The 19,959-nt window shown below is 71.6% G+C and carries 8 protein-coding genes; 5 read left to right on the top strand and 3 right to left on the bottom strand.

Annotated features, from left to right (window positions below; genetic code table 11):
• Window positions 1-1,212 precede the first annotated feature (1,212 nt).
• Both ACFWEP_RS05280 and ACFWEP_RS05275 read left to right on the top strand, forming a co-directional pair.
• Window positions 1,213-1,551: a MerR family transcriptional regulator gene (locus ACFWEP_RS05280; RefSeq protein ID WP_387365839.1), complete on the top strand. Its 339-nt coding sequence runs from the start codon at window positions 1,213-1,215 to the stop codon at window positions 1,549-1,551.
• Between the two features lie 331 nt (window positions 1,552-1,882).
• On the top strand, window positions 1,883-2,725 hold the full coding sequence (locus ACFWEP_RS05275; RefSeq protein ID WP_387365901.1) for an RNA polymerase sigma factor SigF: 843 nt from the start codon (window positions 1,883-1,885) through the stop codon (window positions 2,723-2,725).
• A gap of 511 nt (window positions 2,726-3,236) precedes the next feature.
• On the opposite strand, the gene ACFWEP_RS05270 is transcribed toward ACFWEP_RS05275, so the two are convergent.
• Window positions 3,237-5,933 (bottom strand): right-handed parallel beta-helix repeat-containing protein, encoded by a 2,697-nt coding sequence (locus ACFWEP_RS05270; protein ID WP_387365837.1) that lies wholly within the window; start codon window positions 5,931-5,933, stop codon window positions 3,237-3,239.
• Window positions 5,930-14,572, bottom strand: a complete 8,643-nt coding sequence (locus ACFWEP_RS05265; protein WP_387365834.1) for a hypothetical protein — start codon at window positions 14,570-14,572, stop codon at window positions 5,930-5,932. The genes ACFWEP_RS05270 and ACFWEP_RS05265 overlap by 4 nt, the downstream gene beginning before the upstream one ends.
• A 162-nt stretch (window positions 14,573-14,734) precedes the next feature.
• On the opposite strand from ACFWEP_RS05265, the gene ACFWEP_RS05260 reads away from it, so the two are divergent.
• The 3 genes from ACFWEP_RS05260 to ACFWEP_RS05250 all read left to right on the top strand — a co-directional run bounded on the left by ACFWEP_RS05260 (window position 14,735) and on the right by ACFWEP_RS05250 (window position 16,612).
• Window positions 14,735-15,697, top strand: coding sequence for a serine/arginine repetitive matrix protein 2 (locus tag ACFWEP_RS05260; RefSeq protein WP_387365831.1), 963 nt, complete (start codon window positions 14,735-14,737; stop codon window positions 15,695-15,697).
• Between the two features lie 76 nt (window positions 15,698-15,773).
• Window positions 15,774-16,085 (top strand): hypothetical protein, encoded by a 312-nt coding sequence (locus tag ACFWEP_RS05255; protein ID WP_266712148.1) that lies wholly within the window; start codon window positions 15,774-15,776, stop codon window positions 16,083-16,085.
• Window positions 16,086-16,276: 191 nt separating this feature from the next.
• The gene (locus tag ACFWEP_RS05250; protein ID WP_275493665.1) at window positions 16,277-16,612 is read left to right on the top strand and encodes a hypothetical protein; all 336 of its coding nucleotides are present in this window, start codon (window positions 16,277-16,279) and stop codon (window positions 16,610-16,612) included.
• A 93-nt stretch (window positions 16,613-16,705) separates the two neighbouring features.
• Here the strand turns inward: ACFWEP_RS05250 and ACFWEP_RS05245 are convergent.
• Window positions 16,706-19,959: FtsK/SpoIIIE domain-containing protein (locus ACFWEP_RS05245; protein WP_387365827.1), on the bottom strand; the 3,254-nt coding region annotated here is incomplete at its 5' end.

The following is a 19,959-nucleotide window of genomic DNA, read 5'->3' as shown; positions in this document are numbered from 1 at the left end:
CCCGGTCGGCACACCGCACGCGATCCGTCGACCTCCTGGCGCCGCGCGCAACAACCGAACCGACCATGCCCACGCGGTGCGTATTTCAGGAGGTCGTAGTCCCCCGGGGCTCGCCCCAGGCCTCGGGCGCGGCGGCGAGTACCTCGTCGCGCGTCACGCCCAGCCGGATCGCCCGGCCATCAGCACCCGGGCGCCCCCGTAGCGGCGCTCGGCCCGGCCCTCGGTGCGCGCGGTGGCGTCCGGCAAGGCGGCGCTGGTCTCGTTTCCGGCTGTCGTACGCGTACGACTCCGACCAGTTCTCCGCCGTGACGCGCAGGGAGCGCGATCGCCGCCCGTGCCGGTACGGGTGTCCACCAGCGGCCTGGACAGCCCGGCCCCGTCCGCTTCACCGAGGTGAGGGGCCAGCCGCACCCATCACTGTTCGACGCCGAATACCTCATCATCGAACGGGCGAAAATCTGTCATGGCGAGAGTAGACATTGGACGGTGGTGTGGTTATGGTTTCTGTCGTAGCCCAGAGAGAAAGCAAGGCCCGGCAGACACGAACTGCCGTGAGCAGTACATGCAGTTGCAGTGCGCAGGACGGTCCGGCGGTGGAGTCGCGAAGCCAGAGCGGTGCAGGACGGCGACGTGGCTGACGACCGGACCGGGTGGCCCGCAGTGATCAGGGGCCGCCACGAGCAGTACCGCGGTTCACGCAAGGGCAGTACCCAGCAGCGAAGTGGAGTGAGCGGTACCTCGGTGAAGGCGTCGGCTGCGGACGCGCGCACCGGGTGGTTCGGCAGTGGGGTTTTGAGCCGGAGCAGACGCAGGACCGGCGACGGGGCCGGCTGCCGAAGGGCGGCGCCGGGTCCAGGCCGCCGAGCAATTCGCATCACCAGCAGTACGCATCACCAGCAGTACGCAGAAAGGCAGTACCAGCAGTTCCCAGTCCCCACTGGTAGGTAGTTGATCACCGAGGGAAGAACGGAGGAGCCGAGCGCCATCAGGATCGCCCGGACGCGACAACAGGGTCCGGGTACCGCAGGACATCGATAGTGAGGTGGTCTCCGGTCGAGCAACCGCGATCCCCGCACCCCCGACACGGCTCAGGTCGGGACGGCGGACACAGAAGGCCGGCGCAGAACCAGGGCCGGCAGATGGTGTAGTTCCTTCGGGGCCCTGGTGCCACAGGCACCAGGGCCCCTCCACGCGCTCCAGGAAGAGGTGCGAATGACCGCAGAGGACTCGTACGACCGTCTCCACGACGACGACTACCCCGCCTACACCATGGGCCGGGCCGCCGACATGCTCGGCACCACCCAGAGCTTCCTCCGCGCCCTCGGCGAAGCCCGCCTCATCACCCCACTGCGCTCCGCCGGCGGACACCGCCGCTACTCCCGTTACCAGCTGCGCATCGCCGCCCGAGCCCGCGAACTCGTCGACCACGGCACCCCCATCGACGCCGCCTGCCGCATCATCATCCTCGAAGACCAGCTCGAAGAAGCACAGCGCATCAACGCCGAACACCGGCGCACCCACCCCACCGCCGGCCCTGCCGGCGCCGGCTGATCTGCCGCGGGCAGCCGGGCACCAGCGGGCGCCGACCCTGCGCGAGCCGGTGACGGTCTCCACCGCTGGGCGCCCACGGATGGAGGACTGGCCGGCGCGCGTGAACTTGGGGGTCGGGGCCGCGCGCGGGTGCTGACACACGGTCCCTTCGGCTCACGTCCGGCCAGATCGATGACGCCACATCAGAAGTTTGTTCAAAGAAGCAGGAATGGCCTGCGGGCAGCGGGGCACAGGACCGCGCGAAGAAGTGCACGAGAAGGAGGGTGACACCATGACGGCTGTGTCGGCGCGAACCGCCGCGGAACGCAACGTGCTCACGGAGCCGTGCGACATGACTGGTGCGGGCACACGGTCCGCGGTGGAGGATCTGCCGTGGGTCGAGGATGCCGGGAAGATCGCTCCCCAGGATGCGCGGTCCCTGTCGAAGGCGTTCTTCGACCGCCTCCAGACGCTGGAGGAAGGCACCCCCACCCACCAGTACGCGCGCAACACGCTCATCGAGATGAACCTCTCCCTCGTCCGTTACGCCGCGCAGCGCTTCCGCAACCGGGCCGGGGACGATACCGAAGACATCATCCAGGTCGGCACGATCGGCCTGATCAAGGCCATCGACCGCTTCGACCTGTCACGCGAAGTCGAGTTCACCACCTTCGCGATCCCGTACATCGTGGGCGAGATCAAGCGGTTCTTCCGCGACACCAGCTGGTCCGTCCACGTGCCCCGGCGCCTGCAGGAGCTGCGGGTCGAGCTCGCCAAGGCCAAGGAGACGCTCTCCGTCAGGCTCGACCGGGACCCGACGGTCAAGGAGCTCGCCGCCCACCTCGACCTGAGCGAGGAAGAGGTCATCGAAGGGCTCGTTGCCTCCAACGGGTACTCGGCCGGCTCGCTCGACGTACCGCCCTCCGGCGGCGACGACGGGCGCCAACAGCGCGGCCATGCCGAGGTGCTCGGCGACTGGGACACGGCGATGGAGACCTTCGAGAACCTCCACGCCCTGGCCCCGCAGCTGGAGCAGCTCGACGAACGGGAGCGTCTCATCGTCCGGATGCGCTTCGGTGCCGAGATGACGCAGGCCCAGATCGGCGCGGAGCTCGGCATCTCCCAGATGCACGTCTCCCGGCTGCTGAACCGCATCCTGCGCAAGCTCCGCGAAGGCATGAGCGTCGTGGCCTGACCCTGCGCCCCTCCCTCAACGGCCCCCGGGTATGCGCAATCCAACCGGGGGCCGTTGACCATGCCCGCGGCTTCCAGCGGCAGAGCCAGGCGCTCGCCGCACACCACGGCACCCGCCAGGCAGAGACGATCCGGCCGCTCCGAGGTCCTGGCTGCTGACGAGCGAGAGATCCGCGACCTCAAGCCCACGAGCCCGAGGAGCTGTACGGCGACGGCCGGGCGATGCCGTGCTCCGTTCGTTCGGCCGGGTCGGCGGTCGATGGCGGGCGTGTTCGCCTCGCCGTGGCGCTCGCCCGCGGCGGGGGTGAGGCTGTTGGGCCGCTCCGGCTGTGCGGGGGTGAGTTCGACGCCGTCGGCGGAAGTGTTCTCCTCGACGCGTGCGACCCGCCGGGTTCCGGGGACGGGAGCGATGTCGTTGCCGCGGGTGAGGAGCCGGGCCAGCGCGGTCCGTGCGGGAGGCGCACCGGCCCGAACGGCGGTGCGGCACCACTCACTTCGCTCGCGTTCCGCCCTCAGGCGGCCGGCGGGACCGGCGGGACCAGTTCCGGCATGTCCTGTTCGTCCAGGACCACCAGCTGGGCCTCGACCGGGGAGGTCAGCTCGGTGATCCGCATGGCCTGCCGCTCGGTCATGGCCTGGAAGACCTGGCGGGCGGTGCGGCCGTTGCCGAAGCGGGCGTCGCGCGGCACGGCGTCGAAGTACCGGCCGAGCGCTCCGCGGACACCGTCGCTCAGCTCGTAGCGGTGGCGCTGCGCATGGTGCTCGACGATGCGGACCAGCTCGGTGGAGCTGTAGTCGGCGAAGACCAGGCTGCGGGTGAAGCGGGAGGCGAGCCCCGGGTTGGAGGAGACGAAGCGCTCCATGTCGCCGGGGTAGCCGGCGGCGATGACGACGACCTCGTCGCGGTGGTCCTCCATCAGCTTGACCAGGGTGGCCACCGCCTCCAGGCCGAAGTCGTTGGAGACCCCGGCCGGGACCAGCGCGTACGCCTCGTCGATGAAAAGGACGCCGCCGCGGGCCCGGTTGAAGGACTCGGTGGTCTTCGGGCCGGTGTGCCCCACGTACTCGCCGACCAGGGCGCTGCGGTCGACCTCCACCAAGTGCCCGCGCTCCAGCAGGCCGAGGGCCTTCAGCAGCCTGCCGTAGAGGCGGGCCACGGTGGTCTTGCCGGTGCCGGGGTTCCCGGCGAAGACCAGGTGGCGGCTGAGCGGCGGCGCGGGGAGCCCGGCCTGCTGGCGCAGCCGTACGGTCTGCATCAGCTTGACCATGCCGCCGACGTTCTGTTTGACCCCGTCGAGCCCGACCAGCTCGTCCAGTTCGGCGAGCAACTCCTCCAGGGTCTCCGGCTCCGGTTCGGGCTCGCCGAGTTCGGAGAGGTCGGACAGGGAGGCGAAGCCACCGCCGGCCGCTGCGGTGCCCCCGAGGGCGGTACGAGCGCCGCCCGCGGGGCCCGTACCCCCCGCGGCCCCGCCCGGGGCGGCGGGCTTCCTGGGCGGGGCGCCGGGCGCGGGTCCGGCGGCGGTGACTCCCGGCAGGAGCGGGTTCTTGACCCGGATCGAGACACAGTCCTCGAAGACGGGGGCGGCCTCGTCGGCCAGGGCGACGTCCTGGCCGCAGTCGAGGACCCGGCAGCCGGTGAACCGGGGCTCGGCGTTCGCGCCGATGTGCAGAGCGGGAAAGTTTCCGCCGGTCAGGTCGCAGTACGCGAACGTGCCGCCCGCACCGGGCCCGAACAGGATGCCGTTCTTCGCGGCCCGGTCGATCCGCAGGCCACTCACCGCCGGCTCGGCGCCGGTCGAGACGACCATCCCGCTGCCGCCGGGGGCCTCGATGGTGCACCCCTCCATGGCCAGCCGGGCTCCGGCGGCGAGGACCACACCGGCGCTGCCGGTCGATCCGATCCGTACGCCCTCCAGGGTGGTACGGGCGTGCGGTCCGAGTTCCACGCCCGCCTTGCTCGGGCCGCTCACGGTGGTGCCCCGTACCGATGCCTCGGCGGTGGAACGCAGCCGCAGCCCGGTCTCGCCCCGCTCGATGCGGCCGCCGGTAAGCGTGAGGCGGGCCCGGCCGTCGGTGTGCACCCCGGCCACGGCCGCGTCCGAGAGCGTGGTGTCGGCCAGTTCGGCGTGGGCGGCGTCGGTGACGGTCAGCCCGTGCTCCCCGCTGACGCCGATCCGGCAGCCGCTCAGGGAGGCCCGGGCCAGCTCGGAGACGCGTACGGCGGCCGCTCCGCTGCGCGCGATCAGGATGTCCACGGCCAGGGCCACGGCCTCGCCGGTCACCAGGATGCCGTGGCCGGCCGAATCCAGGAGCCAGCAGCCGTGGACGGTGAGCTGGGCCGATCCCCCCACGGCCAGCGCGTCGGTCCCGGCCCCGGAGACACGGCAGTCGGCCAGGCCCACGGTGGCCGAGCCACCGGCCTGAACGGCGGCCCGGGCGGGACCGCTGATCCGGCAGTCCTCCAGGAGGCCCTCGGCCTCGTCCTCGATGAGCAGGCCGTGGCGGCCTGGGCCGCTGAGGCGGGTGTCGCGCAGCAGCACCCGGGAGGAGCCGCGGGCGCGCAGCGAGGAGCCGGCGGTAGCGCTGACGCGCAGCCGCTCGGCGAGCAGCACGGCGCTGCCGCCGAGGGCCACGCCGAGCCCGTCGACGGTGTCGATGGCGGTGTCCACCAGCCGGGCCCGAGCGTCGCCTTCGAGGTGGACGGCGGCGTGCCGGGCGTCGTGCAGCCGGCCGCCGCGCACCAGCAGCACCCCGCCGCCGACCGGGTCGCGCAGCGCGCGGGCCAGGGTGTCGGCGGAGGTGAGGGCGGAGTTCGCGGCGGCCCCGGTGTCGTCCCGGGAGCCGAGCACGTCGATCCGGCCCCTGCCGAGGTCGCACTCGGCGAGGGTCAGCCCGGCGGCGTCGGCGACCCGCACGGCGGGCTCGGCGGGATCGCTGCCGCGCAGTTCGAGCCCGTGCACCTCGCAATCGGGGGCGGTGACGTCGAGCACGGGCCCACCGGGTGAGCGCAGGTGAACGGTCCCGGTGCCGTACTCCGGCTCCAGCAGCACCCGCCGCTCCAGGCGCAGGGACTCGGTGTAGACGCCGGGGGCGATGGTGATCACGGCCCCGGCGGGCGCGGCGGCGAGGGCGGAGGCGATGGTGCGGTGGCCGCCCCACCCCTTGGCCGCCACGCGCAGCGGTGGGGTGCCGGCGGTGGTGGTCGTCATGGGGTGCCTGCTCCTTGCGGAAGGTTGTCGGTGTTGGTGCCGCCGGCGCCGCCGTCCGTGTACCAGCTCGGGTTGAACCAGCCGCGGACGGCGCTGCCCATGAAGAAAGCGGAGAAGGACTTGTCGATGAGCTTTCCGAGGGCCGGCGCCACGTAGATGTCGACCATGCCGGCGCGGTGGTACCAGCGGCCGGCCAGGTTGAGGTGGATCATGCTGCGGGCCGCGCCGACGGTGAGCCCGCCGAGGGTGCCGCCGACCGAGCTCATCAGACCGGCGATGGCGGCGTCCGCCTTGGACAGGTGGATCAGCTCACCGCTCGCGGTCTTCACCCCGAAGACCGAGGCGGAGGCGGCTCCGGAGGCGAATCCGCCGAGGACGCCGGTGGCGATGCCGACGCCGAAGTCGTAGGTGCCGCCGCGCCAGCGGGTGACCTTGTCGTGGCCCGCCCATTCACCGCCCCAGTCGTCGTCGCTGGGGTGGCGCTGGTAGGCGTAGCCGTAGTCGACATGGCCCCAGCCGTTCTTCCACGGGGTGCCTCGGCCGGCGGCGTGGTGCAGGCCGGAGACGAAGCTCTTGACGACGGAGCCCATCATGGCGCCGAAGGCGGCCTTGGCGAGGTCGGTAGCGGTGAACTTCGCCCCGGTGACCAGGGCGACGATGCCGAGGACGGTCAGGCTGAGGGCGAAGTCCACGATGAACTCGTGTCCCGCGTCGAGGGCGATCTGCTGCATCGCCTTGGTGAGGTAGGGCCTGTAGACGGACTCGCCGCCGACGCTGGCGCCGAACTCCCAGCGGTTGGCGTCCTTCCACATGCGGTTGTAGCCGCGGTACTGGTTGGCCCAGTCGATGAAGTTGGTCTCCCGGCCGACCAGTTTCAGTTGGCCGAAGGCGTTGGTCTCGTAGATCCAGCCGGATATGGACCGTTCGGCGAGGAGGTTGGTGCCGCCCGGCCCGTAGAGACGCCAGTGTTTCTGCCAGCTCTCGCTCTCCAGGAAGTTCCCGTCGAGCAGTTCCTTCTTCTGGCGGACGACCGTGCCGCCGTCGAACTCCTTCCACGCGTGGGCGTTGAAGGTGTCGGCCGGGTTCGCGACGTACTCGCGGACGCGGAAGGGGGCGTCGCCGAAGGTGTTCTGGAAGGCGCCGACGCTGGGCCTGGCGGGGATCTCCTGGACCTTCATGTTGCCGAGGCTGGTGACGTGTTCGGACCAGCGGGCGCCCTCCGCCCAGCCGGGGAGGGCGTTGCCCCGCGCGTCGAACCAGTGGCGGACCTGGTCGCCGGCGCCGGTGCCGAAGACCTGGATGTTGCCGTGTGCGTCGATCTTGTTCCAGTGCCAGACCTCGTTGCCGGCGGCGTCGCGGCTGACGCGCCAGGAGTCGACGGTGGTGCCGTCGGCGAGGAGGCGGTGGTCGCGGACCATGCGTCCGTCGACGCCGAAGTCCTGGTACGACTCGCGGTCCCAGCCGTAGCGGTTGATGTCGCGGCCGTGGGCGGTCAGGCGGACGCCGCTGATGTGCGGGTTGTTGGCGTCGACCCAGGTCATGGTGGAGGTGGCGGGGCCGTGGGCGGTGATCCGCAGGTCGGGGCTGCCCTGGACGCCGGGCCAGGTGTCGGAGCGGCCCACGACGAAGCCGTGGTGGTCGTAGCGTGTCCAGTCGCCGTGGTTCATGTGGAAGTTCTGCCGGAAGGCGGCGCCGCCGTCGCCCGCCGCGGCGCCGGTGCGGACCGCCGGGATCGGCCGGTACTCGATCACCGTGCCGTCGTTCAGGCCGGTGCGCGTGATCTGCCACTGCTTGGCGGCGTTGGGGCTGAACCAGTCGCCGTCGCCCAGGTTGGTGGTGAACCGGTCGTGCCAGATGACCTGGTTGACGTGGACACCGCCCCCGGGCGGGGCCTGGAGGTCGGCGGGGTTGAAGGTGCGGTGCCCCTGCAACGTGCCCACCCCCTCCGACCAGGGCAGGTACTGGGCGGGAATGTTCACCGGAGCGCCCGTGGGGTCGTCGGGCACCTTGACGTTGCCGACGGTCAGGTCGTTGCCGTGGAACAGCTTGCGGGTCTCGCGCACGAGTTGCCCGGTGCTGGAGATGTCGGTGATGGCGGCGTTCTGGGTGAGCAGCCGGATGCCGTGGGCGCCGACGGCCCCGCCGGGCGTGGGCCGGACCCGCCATTCGTTGAGCTGCGGCAGGTTGTCGGCCTTCAGCCAGGGGAACGGGCCGAGGTCCGTCGTGCGGTACTCGCTGCTGATGAGGTAGCGGAACCAGTTCGGCGGGCGCTGTTCGGCCACCCTCCGGACCTCCAGGAGGCCGCCGTTGTTCTCCAGCTGCCTGAGGCTGTCGATCTCCTTGCCCGGTGCGGAGAGCGACACCGAGGTGGTCTTGGGTACCCCGTCGGCGCCCATCTCCCGTTGGAACAGCCGGCGTACGTCGTGGGGGTCGGTCTGGAAGCGGCCGAACTTCTCGTGGACGACGAAGCTCTGGCCGGTGAGCGGGTGATCCATCGTGTCGGTGAAGCCGCGGCCGAGGCCCGGCCCGTAGGCACGGGTGCCCTGGGCGATCATCTTGAAGTCGGCGTCGAAGCGGAACCAGGTTCCGGTGCCCGCGCTCTGGTGGAACACGTTGCGGTCGAGGGTGCCCAGGACGTGCCCGCCGTCGGGGAGTTGCTGGAAGTGCAGGACCCGGTCGACCCCGCTGGTGCCGGTGGAGTCCCACCAGCTGCGGCCGCTCTCTCCCCAGTGCCGGTCGCCGTTGCGCACGAGCGCGCCCTGGGGGTCGATCTCGTGCCATTCGCCGCGCTGGTTGCCCAACGAGAAGGTGGAGACCTCGGCGCTGGCGCTGGACTGGAAGGAGTGGAGGGTGTTGCCGCCGGGCAGCGGCCGCGACTCGAAGACGGTGACGCCGGAGTGGGTGGTGAGGTGGACCCGGCCCTGGGGGATGCCCTTGGCGGTGATCAGCCCGTTGTGGAACCACTTGCCGCCCACCCCGGGGAGCGGGAGGCCGGCGCCGTCGGTACGGATCAGCTTCCAGGTGCCGGCCGGGTTCCCGCCGGCACCGCCGGTGGCCACGTGGTGGAGCTCCAGGTGGTTGTTGGCCTTGATCCGCCCCTTGGTGACGATGTTGATCCGCTGGAGGGTGAGCGTGCCGTCGGCGGCGTACTCCGTGAACTCGCCCAGCCGGAGGTTGCCCGGCGGGTCGACGCGCCAGCCGCCGGCCGCCGTGGGGACGACGGTGTGGCCCGGCACGACGGCGAGGTGGCCGTCGAGGACCCGCGGACCGCCCGGGGTGATGTCGACGAACCGGGACAGGCTCGCGTCGGAGAGCTTCACGGCGTCGCCGAGCGGGACGACGGTGAAGGCGGTGCCCGCCGTCGGGGTGACGGTGAGGGCGTTGGGGGCGCCGCCCGCGACCGGGACGGCCCGGAAGTCCACGCGGCCGGCCGCGTTGTACAGGGAGAACTCGCCGGTCGCTTTCTCGACCCGGAACCCGCCGCCCGGCCGGACGGTGACCACGGACCCGTCGACCACGTCCTGGCGCTGGTCCAGGAGGCGGATTCCGCCCGCGCCGTACACCCGTACGGTCTCCGGCAGGTGGGCGCCGGCCGCGTCGACGAGGCGTACGAGGCTGAAGCGGAAGGCCCCGTCGGTGGCGTCGTGGACGCGGATCGTCCCGGCGCCGGTGACCTGGAGGCTGCCGTCCGGGCGGACGGTGACGGTGTCCGGCAGGTCGGCGCCCGTGCCGTCCTTGACCTGTGGGTGCGGGCCCGCGCCGCCGGGCGCCGCGGGGTGGAAGACGTACTGCCCGGTGCCGCCCGCGGTGCCGGGGGCCCGGAGCTCGACGGCGGTGTGGGTGTGGACGCCCCGGGGGTCGACCACCAGATGCGTGCTGCCCTGGTCGAGGCGGAAGCCGCCGCCCGCCGTGCCCGGCTGCGGGGTGGCCCGCAGGCTGGGGGCGGCGCTGAGGTCGGCGCGTACGACGGTGACGGTCCCGGCCGCGTCGGTCCGGACGAAGTGGCCGTCGAGTGCCGTGCCGCCGCTGACGGGGACGTCGGTGCGGAGGTGGGCGCCGGTCGCGGGGTCGAACACGTTCACGGTGCCATGGCCGTCGGTGAGGCGGAACTCGCCGCCGGTCCGCTGGACGGTGACGGTGGTGTCGACGGCCCCGTTGCCGGCCCGCGGGTGCCCGACGGGCACGTTCGGGGTGGCGACCGGAGTGAAGACGTACTGGCCGGCCCCCGGACCCTGGAGGGTGACGGTGTCGTGGGTGTGGGCACCGGTGGGGCTGACGGTGATCTGCTGGTTGTTGTGGGTGATGCGGAAGTCTCCGCCCACCTGTGGGTGGACCTGGGCGCCGGGGACGGGTGTGCCGTCGCCCCGCGTCAGCAGGGAACCGCCCGGGTTGGCCGGGTCGGCCCGCAGGAAGGTGCCGCCGGGTGGGGCGACGGTCAGCCCGCCCACGGCGAGGGCCTGGTGCGCGTAGGCGCCGTTCGGGGTGTGGACGGAGAACTGGTTGCCGCCCAGGGCCACGTGGTAGGTGCCGTCCACCCACGCCACCGGGGCGCCGGGGGTGCCGCTCTGGTCGTGCAGCCGCGCGAGGGGCGTGTGGGGGGTGCCGGGAGGGCTGAACACGAACTGGCCGCCGGCCGGGACGCCCGGGCCCCGGAGGGAGACCACGCTGTGGGTGTGCACACCGGCCGGGCTGACGACGAGGTGTTGTCCGTTCTGGTCGATCCGGAAGCCCAGCGAGCCGTTGACCCCCTGCGGGTGCACGGTGGCCCCGGCGACGCCCGTACCGTCCGGGTGGACGAGCGAGGGCAGTCCGCCGGCGCTGTCCGGGAGGCGGACGAAGGCCGGCCCCGCTCCCCCGGCCAGGGTGACGGCCGGGACCGGCAGGGCGTGGTGCGTGAAGGTGCCGTCGGCCCGGTGGACGCTGAGGTGCGGGACGGCAGCGGCGCCGGGGGCCGGTGTGGGCCGTACGTGGAACACGCCGCCCCCGTGGGCGGGGACGGTGACCGTGCCGAGCGGGGTCACCCCGTCGGCGCCCGTGAGCTGGAGCGGCGGTACGGCCCCGCCGCCGGGCATGGTGTGCGGGGTGAGCACGTGCAGGGGGGTCGGGGCGCCGTGGGCGTCGACCAGGGTGAGACCGGTGTGGGTCTGCAGGCCGGTGGTGGGGTCGTAGAGGTGGAAGCCGTGGGCGGAGGGGATGTTGAGGGAGGTCGGGCTGATCAGGATGGGCCGCCCTCCCGTGGCCCGCACGGCGCCGGCGGCGTCCAGGTGGCGGACGGTGGGGACGCCGGCGGCGAGGTCGACGGTGATGACGCCGCCGCCCAGGGCGCCGCCGTTGAGCGGGAAGACCCGCTCGTCGGCGACGAGCCGGTTGCCGGTCAGGTCGGCGGTGAACTCCCAGCGGCGGATCTCGGCGCCCGCGGTGACGGTCTGCTCGACGCGGACGATGTCGACGCCGCCGGGGCCGCTCCCGGCGAGGTGCTGGACGGTGACCGGCGCGCCCCCGGCCACCGGATGGGCATGCGTGATCTGGCCGGTGGCATCGGTCCGGATGGTGACGTTGGTGCCCGTCAGACCCGGTAGCGACACCACGTGCACGACGGGGGTGGGCAGCGGAACCGTGCTGCCGGCGCCCCCGAGGCCCCCGCCCCCGACACCCCCGGCCCTCGAGGAGCCGGCGACGGTGTCCGGCCGGAAGGTCTCCATCTCGATGTCCTCGCCGGTGACGCGGGCGGGGGTGATGGTCCGGCTGTCCAGCAACTGGTGGTCGTTGGCGGCGCTCAGCTCGAAGTCGAGGCGCTGGATCGTCCCGTCCAGCTGGGTGTGCTCGACGCGCAGCACGTCCTGGCCGTTCACGGGAACGTGGGTGGCGGTCACCGACCCCGGTGTGCCGGCCGGGGTCGTCACGTGGACGTCCACCAGTTGCCCGGCCGTGCCGGGGGTGACCTGCACCTGGACACCGGCGGGCATCTGGGGGAGGTGGGTGAAGGTGTGATGGAAGTCGTAGGTGATGTGCGGGGCCATGAAGACGGTGAGGGGTTCGCGGTTCATCGCCGCGATCAGGCCGGCGAAGAACTGGCTGCTCGGCGGGGTCAGTGCCGAGCTGTTGAGCAGGGGGGCGGTGTTCGGCGTGGTGATCAGCGAGCCGTTGCCGGGCAGTACGGTCGGGATGTCCGCGAGCCTGCCGTTGATGCCCGGGGCGGAGAGGGCGCCGGGAGCCAGGTGCGCGGTGGGCGGCGGTACGGAGAGCGCCAGGTCGTTCCGGCCGAGCCCCGGCAGCTGAACGGCCCCGGTGTGGCTGGTGGGCAGGTCGGTGTCGGTCAGGCCGGTGTGCGCGTCCGGGGTGTCCACGTGTCCCGTGGCCAGGTTCACGTTCGGCAGGTCGGTGTGGCCCAGGACCGTGCCGGTGCCGGGCAGCTCGATCTGGCCGAGGTGGGTGTCGGCGTGCGGGGCGGCGACGTCGCCGAGGGCGGGGCTCAGGTTCGGGGAGGCGAAGTCGCCGCCCAGCGCGGTGTTGATCTGCGTCGCGGAGAAGTGGGGCGTACTCAGGCCGAGCGAAGCCACGTTCACGCTGCCGAGCTGGACCTGCCCGATGGGGCCACCCGTGCTGCCCACCGACGGAAGGTCCACGATCTGCGCGTGGACCGAGGGCATGTCGGTGCGGATGAGGCCGAGGTGGCCCGCACCGGCCGTGCCCAGGGAGGGCACGTTGATGTGTCCGAGCGCGGGCAGCGAGGGGGCGTTCACGGTGACCTGGCCGAGCCCGGCGAGGTTGCCGTCGACGGAGGGGGTGCCCAGCGTCGTCGACGGCACGGGGGAAGGGGAGAAGCCGAGTTGGGGGATGTTGACCTGGCCGAGGGCGGGCATCGTCTGCGGGAGGCTTTCGAGGCTCGGGAGGCCCGCGAGGTTGCCGTCGACGGACGGGGTGTCGAGCGTCATCGACGGCATGTGGGTCGGCGAGAAGCCGAGTTGGGGCAGGCTGACCTGGCCGAGGGCGGGCATCGTCTGCGGGAGGTTCTCGAGGCTGGGGAGGCCCGCGAGGCCGCCGGGCAGGTCGATCCGGGTGACGGCGCCGAGGGTGGGCAGCGCCTGGTCGCCGGTCATTCCGAGGGAGGGCAGATCCGCGAGACGGGCGTCGATGGAGGGCAGGTTGATCTGGCCGAGGTTGGCGAAGCCGCCCTGTTCGCCGAGGTGGATCGAGAGATCGGTAGGCATCGACAGCGAGATGCCGGGAGGCGGTGCGGCGAACCGGCCGGGCGGTACCGGGCCGCCGGGGGCAGAGAGCCCGCCGGGGCCGCCGATGTTGCCGAAGGTGCCGGGCGCGAAGTGGAAGTCACCGGCCTTGACCAGGCCCATGCCGGCGCCGTTGCCGGCATCGAAGAAGTTGGAGACGCCCGCGCCGACTCCGGAGGCCTTGCTGCCCGCGCCGATGAAGGAACCGTTGACGAACGCCCCGTACTTGTACATGCCGAAGACGCCGCGGTCGATGAAGCCGATCTTGAAGGCCAGGAAGAGGCCCTGGCCCATCTCGTCGGCGGCCACCGGCAGGAAGAGCCGTAGTCCCTTGACACCGGAGAGGCCGTTGGCGATCGCTCCGGCGCCCATTTTGATGCCGTTCAGGCCGACGATCACGCTGTGCAGCCCGAAGAAGCCCTTGGCGCCGATGGTGTTGATGACCCCGAGCTGCACGCCGAGCGGGAAGAACTGGAAACCCTTGCCGGAGCCACCGCCCAGGAGGGTGACGCCCTCCAGCCCTTTGATCTTGTTGAACTTGATCGCGTCGCCCAGACCGCCCTTGAGCCAGGAGCTCGTGGCACTGAACGTGTCGTCGATGCCCAGGCCCAGCCGCCCGAAGAGACCGAAGGAGTTCGGGCCTCCCAGGACCAGGTTCTTGGTGCCCTTGATGCCCTGTGCGCCGAATCCCTTGATGGATTTCCACGCCTGGCCCACGTTCAGGCCTTTGGTGGTCGGCGCGAGCACTCCCACGATCGACAGCAGCAGTTCGGTCAGGCTGGCGTCGCCGCGGGAGAAGTCGATCGCCGTCTTGATCATGATGGCGAGGTTCAGGCCGAACGCCAGCAGGGCGATCGGGCCGCCGACGAGGATCGCGGGAATGATCAGGATGATCGCGATCCAGGTCAGGGCCTTCCACAGGTCCTCGCACTCGTCCACCGGCGAGGAGATCGATTCCGCGGCCGTCGCGATCGCGGTCGCCGCGGTGTCGGCCGCGGTCTCCATGGTGTCCCCGGCCGACTTCGCCGTCGCCTTGTGGGCTTCGCGGCCCTCGGTGTCGTCCTCCGGCAGGGCCGCCGCCGCGGTCAGCGCGTCGTCGGCGACCCGCTGTTGGGCGCGCATCACTCCGACGTAGGTGAGCAGGGCGGTGCGGACGTCTTCGTGGGCGGTCTTGAAGGTGGTGACGAAGCCCCGGATCCTGCCGTCGATCTTGCCGCGCAGCGCGTCGGCGGTCTTGCCCTTGAAGGCCTCGGACGCCTTGTTGGAGACCTCCGCCAGCCCGCCGTCGATGGTCCGTGCCAGCTCGATCAGCGTGTACTGCGAGACGATGACCCGGTCGAGCTCGTCGGGATCACCCGGAGTCGGGTCTTCGGACAGTCCCAGCGCACTCCAGTCAGTGGGACGGGCCATGCCCGGCCACCCCCTCCGTCGTCCGGCGTCGTGTCCTCATCCCGACCACGCACGGGCCACCCGTCAGGTTCAAGGCCGCCGCCGTCCAATCCGCGGCCCGGTTGAACCGAAGTGGGGTCCGGAGCGTGGTCGAAGCAAGGTACGAGCAGGAAGGAGGTGGCCGTGGCCGACATCACCTCGGACTTCGCCATCGACTACGGGTTGCTCCACGAGGTCCAGTCGAAGCTCCGTGATCTGGCGTCCCAGGCGGGAGCGGGCGCCGGCGAGGGCTCCTACCAGAGCCTGGGCGACGCGAAATCCAGTGAGCGCCGCAGGATCCTCGGGAACACGAATCTCTCGGCGGAGTTCAACTACTTCTACTCCTTCTCGAAGAGGCGCCAGGGAAAGGCCAAGGACGGCCTGAACGAACTGGCCGAACTCTTCAAGAGCGTCTCCGACGTGTTCTTCGACGCCGACTCCCAGATCAGCGGCAGCGCCGGAGTCATGGGCAAGTCGATCGGGCTGGAGGACTGGAAGAACAAGAAGGAGGCCTACGACGACTGGGTGCAGGACAAGAAGGAGTGGGACGACTTCCTGAAGAGCATCGGTGCCTCCGACTACTTCGAGAAGAACCCGGACGCGAGCATCCGCATGGTCTGCAACGCCGATGACGCACCCGGCTGGTGCCAGGCGTGGCGCGATGCGGACGACCCGCCGCTGAAGCCCGGCGACGCGCCGCCCAAGCCGCCGGACACTCCGCCGACCCACTACCACTCCGAGACGACGACCGGTTCCGTCGACGTCGATCTGGTCCTCGACAAGGACAACAACGTCATCACGGAGACGTCCACCGTCAAGACCAACGGGCAGACGTTCACCACGTCCACCACCTACGAACAGGGCGCGCCGAAGATGGTCGACCCGCCCGGCGACGGCAAGCCGTACGACACCCGCGACTACACGGTGACCACCACCGGCGGCGACGGCAAGACCAGCACCTCGACAGTGGTGATCAACGACGACGGCTCCGGGACGATGAAGGTCGTCCAGGACGACGAGACCACCCAGTACACCCGCTCGGGTCCCACCGCCGAGTGGGAGGAGGTCGTCGAGGAGGAGGACGACTACTCGTACACCTACGCCTGACGCGCACCGCGGCTCTGCCCGCGATTCTGACCCGCAGCACCTAGCGAAGCTCCGCCCGACAGAGGGAGAACCACTCGTGGTAGCCAACATCCGCCTTTCCTACTCCGAGATCGACCGGGTCGCCGGCATGCTCAACACCAGCGTCGACGTCACCCTGGTGCCCCGGATGACGGAGGCCAAGAAGGAGGTGGACAGTCTGCTGTCCACCTTCCTCGTCCTGGAGAAGAGCAGCCCCGCCCTCCAGCAGCAGTACGAGAAGTTCAACACCGCCCTGACGCAGGCGACGGAGTCCATCAAGGGCTACGCCAAGCAGTTCCAGGCGATCAAGGAGTCGGTCCAGGGCATGGACGCCGACCTCGCCGAAAAGGTCAACAGCAGCGGCAACTGACCGGCCCTGGGCCGTGTCTGACCATTCTCGTCGGATCAGCGAGCGGTGTCCGGCGCGGTGCATCGCAAGGCGGAGGCAATCCGACAACGCCGCGAGGTGCCGTGCCGGGCGCCGCCCGCCCGGCGGGAACGGTCGGACACGGCCTGGCGCCTCGTACGACGCAGGGACACTCAACAGAAGGGGCTGTCAGGATGCCTGTCGGCAATGACGACGTCGTATTCGACTACGACGAGATCTTCAACGGCTGTACCACCATGGGCAACAAGCTCACGGACATATCGAACGAGCTGACCTCGCTGGAGGGCACCGTCAGCGGTCTGCTCCAGAACGGCCTGGTCTTCGAGAAGGCGAGCCCCGTCATGCGGGACGCCTACAACGAGTTCAGCAAGCAGATGAAGACCTCCGCGGCCAACATCGCCTCGTACGCGGACAACTTCAAGAAGATCGCCGAGTCGATGGGACAGTCCGACTCGCAGATCGTCGAGGAGATCAAGAAGGCGCAGGCCGAGGCCGCCGCGCAGAAGTGACGCTCCCCGGGTGAGCTGTACGGCGGAGGGCCGGGCCAGGCGGCCCGGCCCTTCGCGGTCGACGCGGCGGACGCGGTCAGGAGTGCCGGGCTTTCAGGCGTCCAGGACCGTCAGCGGCACCTGCACGGCGATGGCGCTGCCGTTCTCGCCCGCCGTCCAGCCGCGTCCCGCCCCCAGCTGTGTACGGATCTGGTCGCCGGAGATGCGGGACCCGATGAGGTCGCCCTCGCCGGGGCTCTTGGGGCCGAGGAGCAGCCCGCGCCGGGCCCGGCGGGCCGTACCCACCCAGCCCAGCGAGTGCATCGACTCCGGCAGACCGGCCAGCAGCAGGCCCTGCATGTGGTCCCGACCGGACGTGGCCACCTGCCGCAGGGTGCGGTCGGCGTCCGCTGCCAGCAGCAGGTCCGCGTCGTCCACGACCACGACCACCGGCTGTCCCGCGACGGCGTTCAGGGCTTCGGTGAGCGCCTCGTTGGAGGGGTCCGGCTCGCGGAACACGTGGGCCAGGTCGTGCGCGGCGAGCCGGCGCAGCTGTGACTCGCGCGGGGTGATCACGATCAGCCGGGTGCCGCCGAGCAGCAGGGAGACGGACATCGCGGCGAGCGCGGTGCTGCGGCCGGTCCGGGGCGGTCCCGCGACGACGAAGGAGCCGCCGCCCTCCTGGAAGTCGTAGCCGATCGGGCCGACCGCGTCGCCGCCGACGCCCATCAGCGCCCAGAGCGGGCGCAGTTGGGCCTTGGGGACCTGGTCGACGGCTTCCTGGAAGCCGATCAGCGTGGGCATCTCGCCGATCTTGAACGGCCGCTTCTGCGAGGGCACCTCACTCTCCCGCGCCCAGGCCTGCTTGCCGATGGCGCGCAGGGCGTCACCCTGGTCGGGCCTCTCGGGCGAGATGGTCGGCAGCAGCGCGATCTGCGCCTCGATCCCGCCCGGCGCGTGCCAGCCTCGGCCCGGTGCCACGTGGGCGGGGACCCGGTCCCGGCCCATGCCGACGACGTTGTAGTCGCTGGGGTCGGTCTGCCGGAGCACGAGTCGCTTGTCGTTGTGCGCGGCCAGACGGCCCCCGAGCAGGACGCGTTCGGAGGTGGCGATGACGTGGATGCCCGCCGCGACGCCCTCGCGGAGCAACCGCACCACGTCGGAGTAGACCCGGCCGCCGTCGTAGTCGTCGAGGAGCTGGCTCAGCGCGTCCCAGCCGTCGATGAAGAGGACCAGATGGGCGGGGCGTCGGGCCGCGGACAGTTTGGCGCGCAGTTCGTTGATGCCCGCGCAGTCGTGCTGGGACAGCAGACGCTGACGGATCGTCAACTCCGCGACCAGGCGGTTGATCAGCCGCTCCATCCGCTCGGTGTCGTGGCGGGAGACCACGCCCCCGCAGTGCGGCAGGGCCTCCAGTGCCGCGAGGCCGCCGCCGGCCGCGTCGATCGCGTACATGTGCAGGTCGCCGCTGTCGATGCACAGGGCGGTGGATCCGGCGATGGTGCGCAGCACCTGGGTGCGGCCGGAGCGCGGGGCGCCGATGACGTAGAGGTGCCCGAAGGCCGACCACTGGATGGCGCCGAGGCGCCGCTGCTGGAGTGAGGGGATGTCGAGGAGCGCGTACGGGACCGCCGGGAGCTCGCCCTCAGCGGGCTCCGGGGGCGCGGGCAGCTCCTCCAGGGCGATCCGCTCGTCCAGGGGAGGCAGCCAGGGCCTGGGCTGCTGGGTGAAGTCCTCCAACCGCCCGGTGGCCTCGATCAGGGTGTCGACCAGGGCCTTCAGGTCGGTGGGGAGCTCCTCCGGGGCGGGTCCCGGCATCGCCTCGGGGTCGTCGTCGGAGTGTTCGGGCAGGGCCGGGGGCCGGCCCAGGCGCTGCCAGGTCAGTTCGGAGCTCCGGATCGGCCGGAGTGGACGGTCGGGGACCGCCGCCGGGTCGGGGGCGGCGCCTCCGCGCTCGGCGCCCACGTAGGCCGTCTGGAAGGGCACCGGGGCGGCCGAGCCGCGCCGGACCAGGGCCCGGCCGGGATGGTCCGCCGAGATGCCGGCGGCGTCCGGGGCGTCGATGATGTCCTGGCTCTCGGAGCGGTCGGTGACCCGCAGGGAGATCCGCAGGTTGGTGTTGGCACGGATCTCGTTGCTCACCGATCCGCCGGGCCGCTGGGTGGCGAGGACCAGGTGCAGGCCCAGCGAACGGCCGCGTTGGGCGAGGCTGATCAAGCCGGGTACGAACTCGGGAAGTTCGCGCACCACGGTGGCGAACTCGTCGATGATGATGAGCAGTCGGGGCAGTGCGGGGAGCCTCGGGTCACGGGACCGCTTGGCCCGGTACTCGGTGTGGTCCTTGGCCTCCACCTCGTTGAGCAGGATCTCCCGGCGCCGCAGCTCGGCGTCGAGCGAGGCCAGGGCCCGGCGGACCAGGTGCCCGTCCAGGTCGGTGATCATGCCGAGGGTGTGCGGCAGCCGGTCGCATTCGCGGAAGGCGCTGCCGCCCTTGTAGTCGACCAGGACGAAGGCGAGTTCGTCGGGCCGGTTGCCGGCGGCCAGTGAGGCGATCATGGTCTGGAGCAGCTCGGACTTGCCGGAGCCGGTGGTGCCGCCGATCAGGCCGTGCGGCCCGTCGCGGACCAGGTCGATGGTGAGCGGGCCGTCGTATCCGGAGCCCACGACGAAGGAGCTGGTGGCGGGCCGGCGGGCCCACTCCCGGACGAAGGCGGCCGGGTCCGGCGGCTCGTGGCCGATCAGCGGCAGCAACTGGACGTCTTCCGGCAGTCCGGAGTCGCTGTCGACGGTGACGTCGCGCAGCGGGGCGAGGGCCCGTCCCACCTCCTCGCACCACTGCGCGTCGACCTGGTCGGCCCGGACGTCCTCCACGGCCGGCATGCCGGAGGTACGGACGGTCAGCCGGTTGCCGGTGGTGGTGACGACGGCCGTGCACTCCTCGGGCAGCAGCCGCTCACGCTCGTCGATGCAGAGGCTGAACACCCGGGCGGCGGGCCCGGCGGTGAGCAGGTGGACCACGCCCGGGACGTCGCGGAGCCTGCGTGCACCGTCCAGGACGACCATGATGTCGGGTTCCCGCTGGAGCGAGCGGCTCAGGGCGGAGGTGTTGTTGTCCGAGCGGTTCTGGATCTCGCCGATCAACTCGTTCACCCGGTGCGCGGTGCTTTCCGGGTCGTTGCCGAGGCTGACGACGGCCGCGCCGGCGCGGGTGGAGCGCAGGTGCGGCAGCCAGCGCACCCAGTTCCAGGCCTCCGCGTGCTCGCGGTCGGTGAGGACGACGATCCGCAGGTCGCGGGGGCTGTGCAGGACGGCCGCCTGGGCGACGGCCCAGGCGGCCAGGGGGGGCGGGGCGGCGCCCGCACCCCGGA

Origin of the sequence: Streptomyces sp. NPDC060198 (assembly GCF_042728415.1) — a bacterium.
In the GTDB taxonomy this organism is placed as follows: domain Bacteria; phylum Actinomycetota; class Actinomycetes; order Streptomycetales; family Streptomycetaceae; genus Streptomyces.
The sequence above is the reverse complement of the archived record's forward strand: the minus strand, read 5'-3'. Positions and strand labels throughout refer to the sequence as shown.

What these genes read in the sequence shown, in the direction of transcription:
- ACFWEP_RS05250 (WP_275493665.1), top strand. Translation starts at nt 16,277, where the DNA reads ATGCCTGTCGGCAATGACGACGTCGTATTCGACTACGACGAGATCTTC.
- ACFWEP_RS05275 (WP_387365901.1), top strand. Translation starts at nt 1,883, where the DNA reads ATGACTGGTGCGGGCACACGGTCCGCGGTGGAGGATCTGCCGTGGGTC.
- ACFWEP_RS05280 (WP_387365839.1), top strand. Translation starts at nt 1,213, where the DNA reads ATGACCGCAGAGGACTCGTACGACCGTCTCCACGACGACGACTACCCC.
- ACFWEP_RS05270 (WP_387365837.1), bottom strand. Translation starts at nt 5,933, where the DNA reads ATGACGACCACCACCGCCGGCACCCCACCGCTGCGCGTGGCGGCCAAG.
- ACFWEP_RS05265 (WP_387365834.1), bottom strand. Translation starts at nt 14,572, where the DNA reads ATGGCCCGTCCCACTGACTGGAGTGCGCTGGGACTGTCCGAAGACCCG.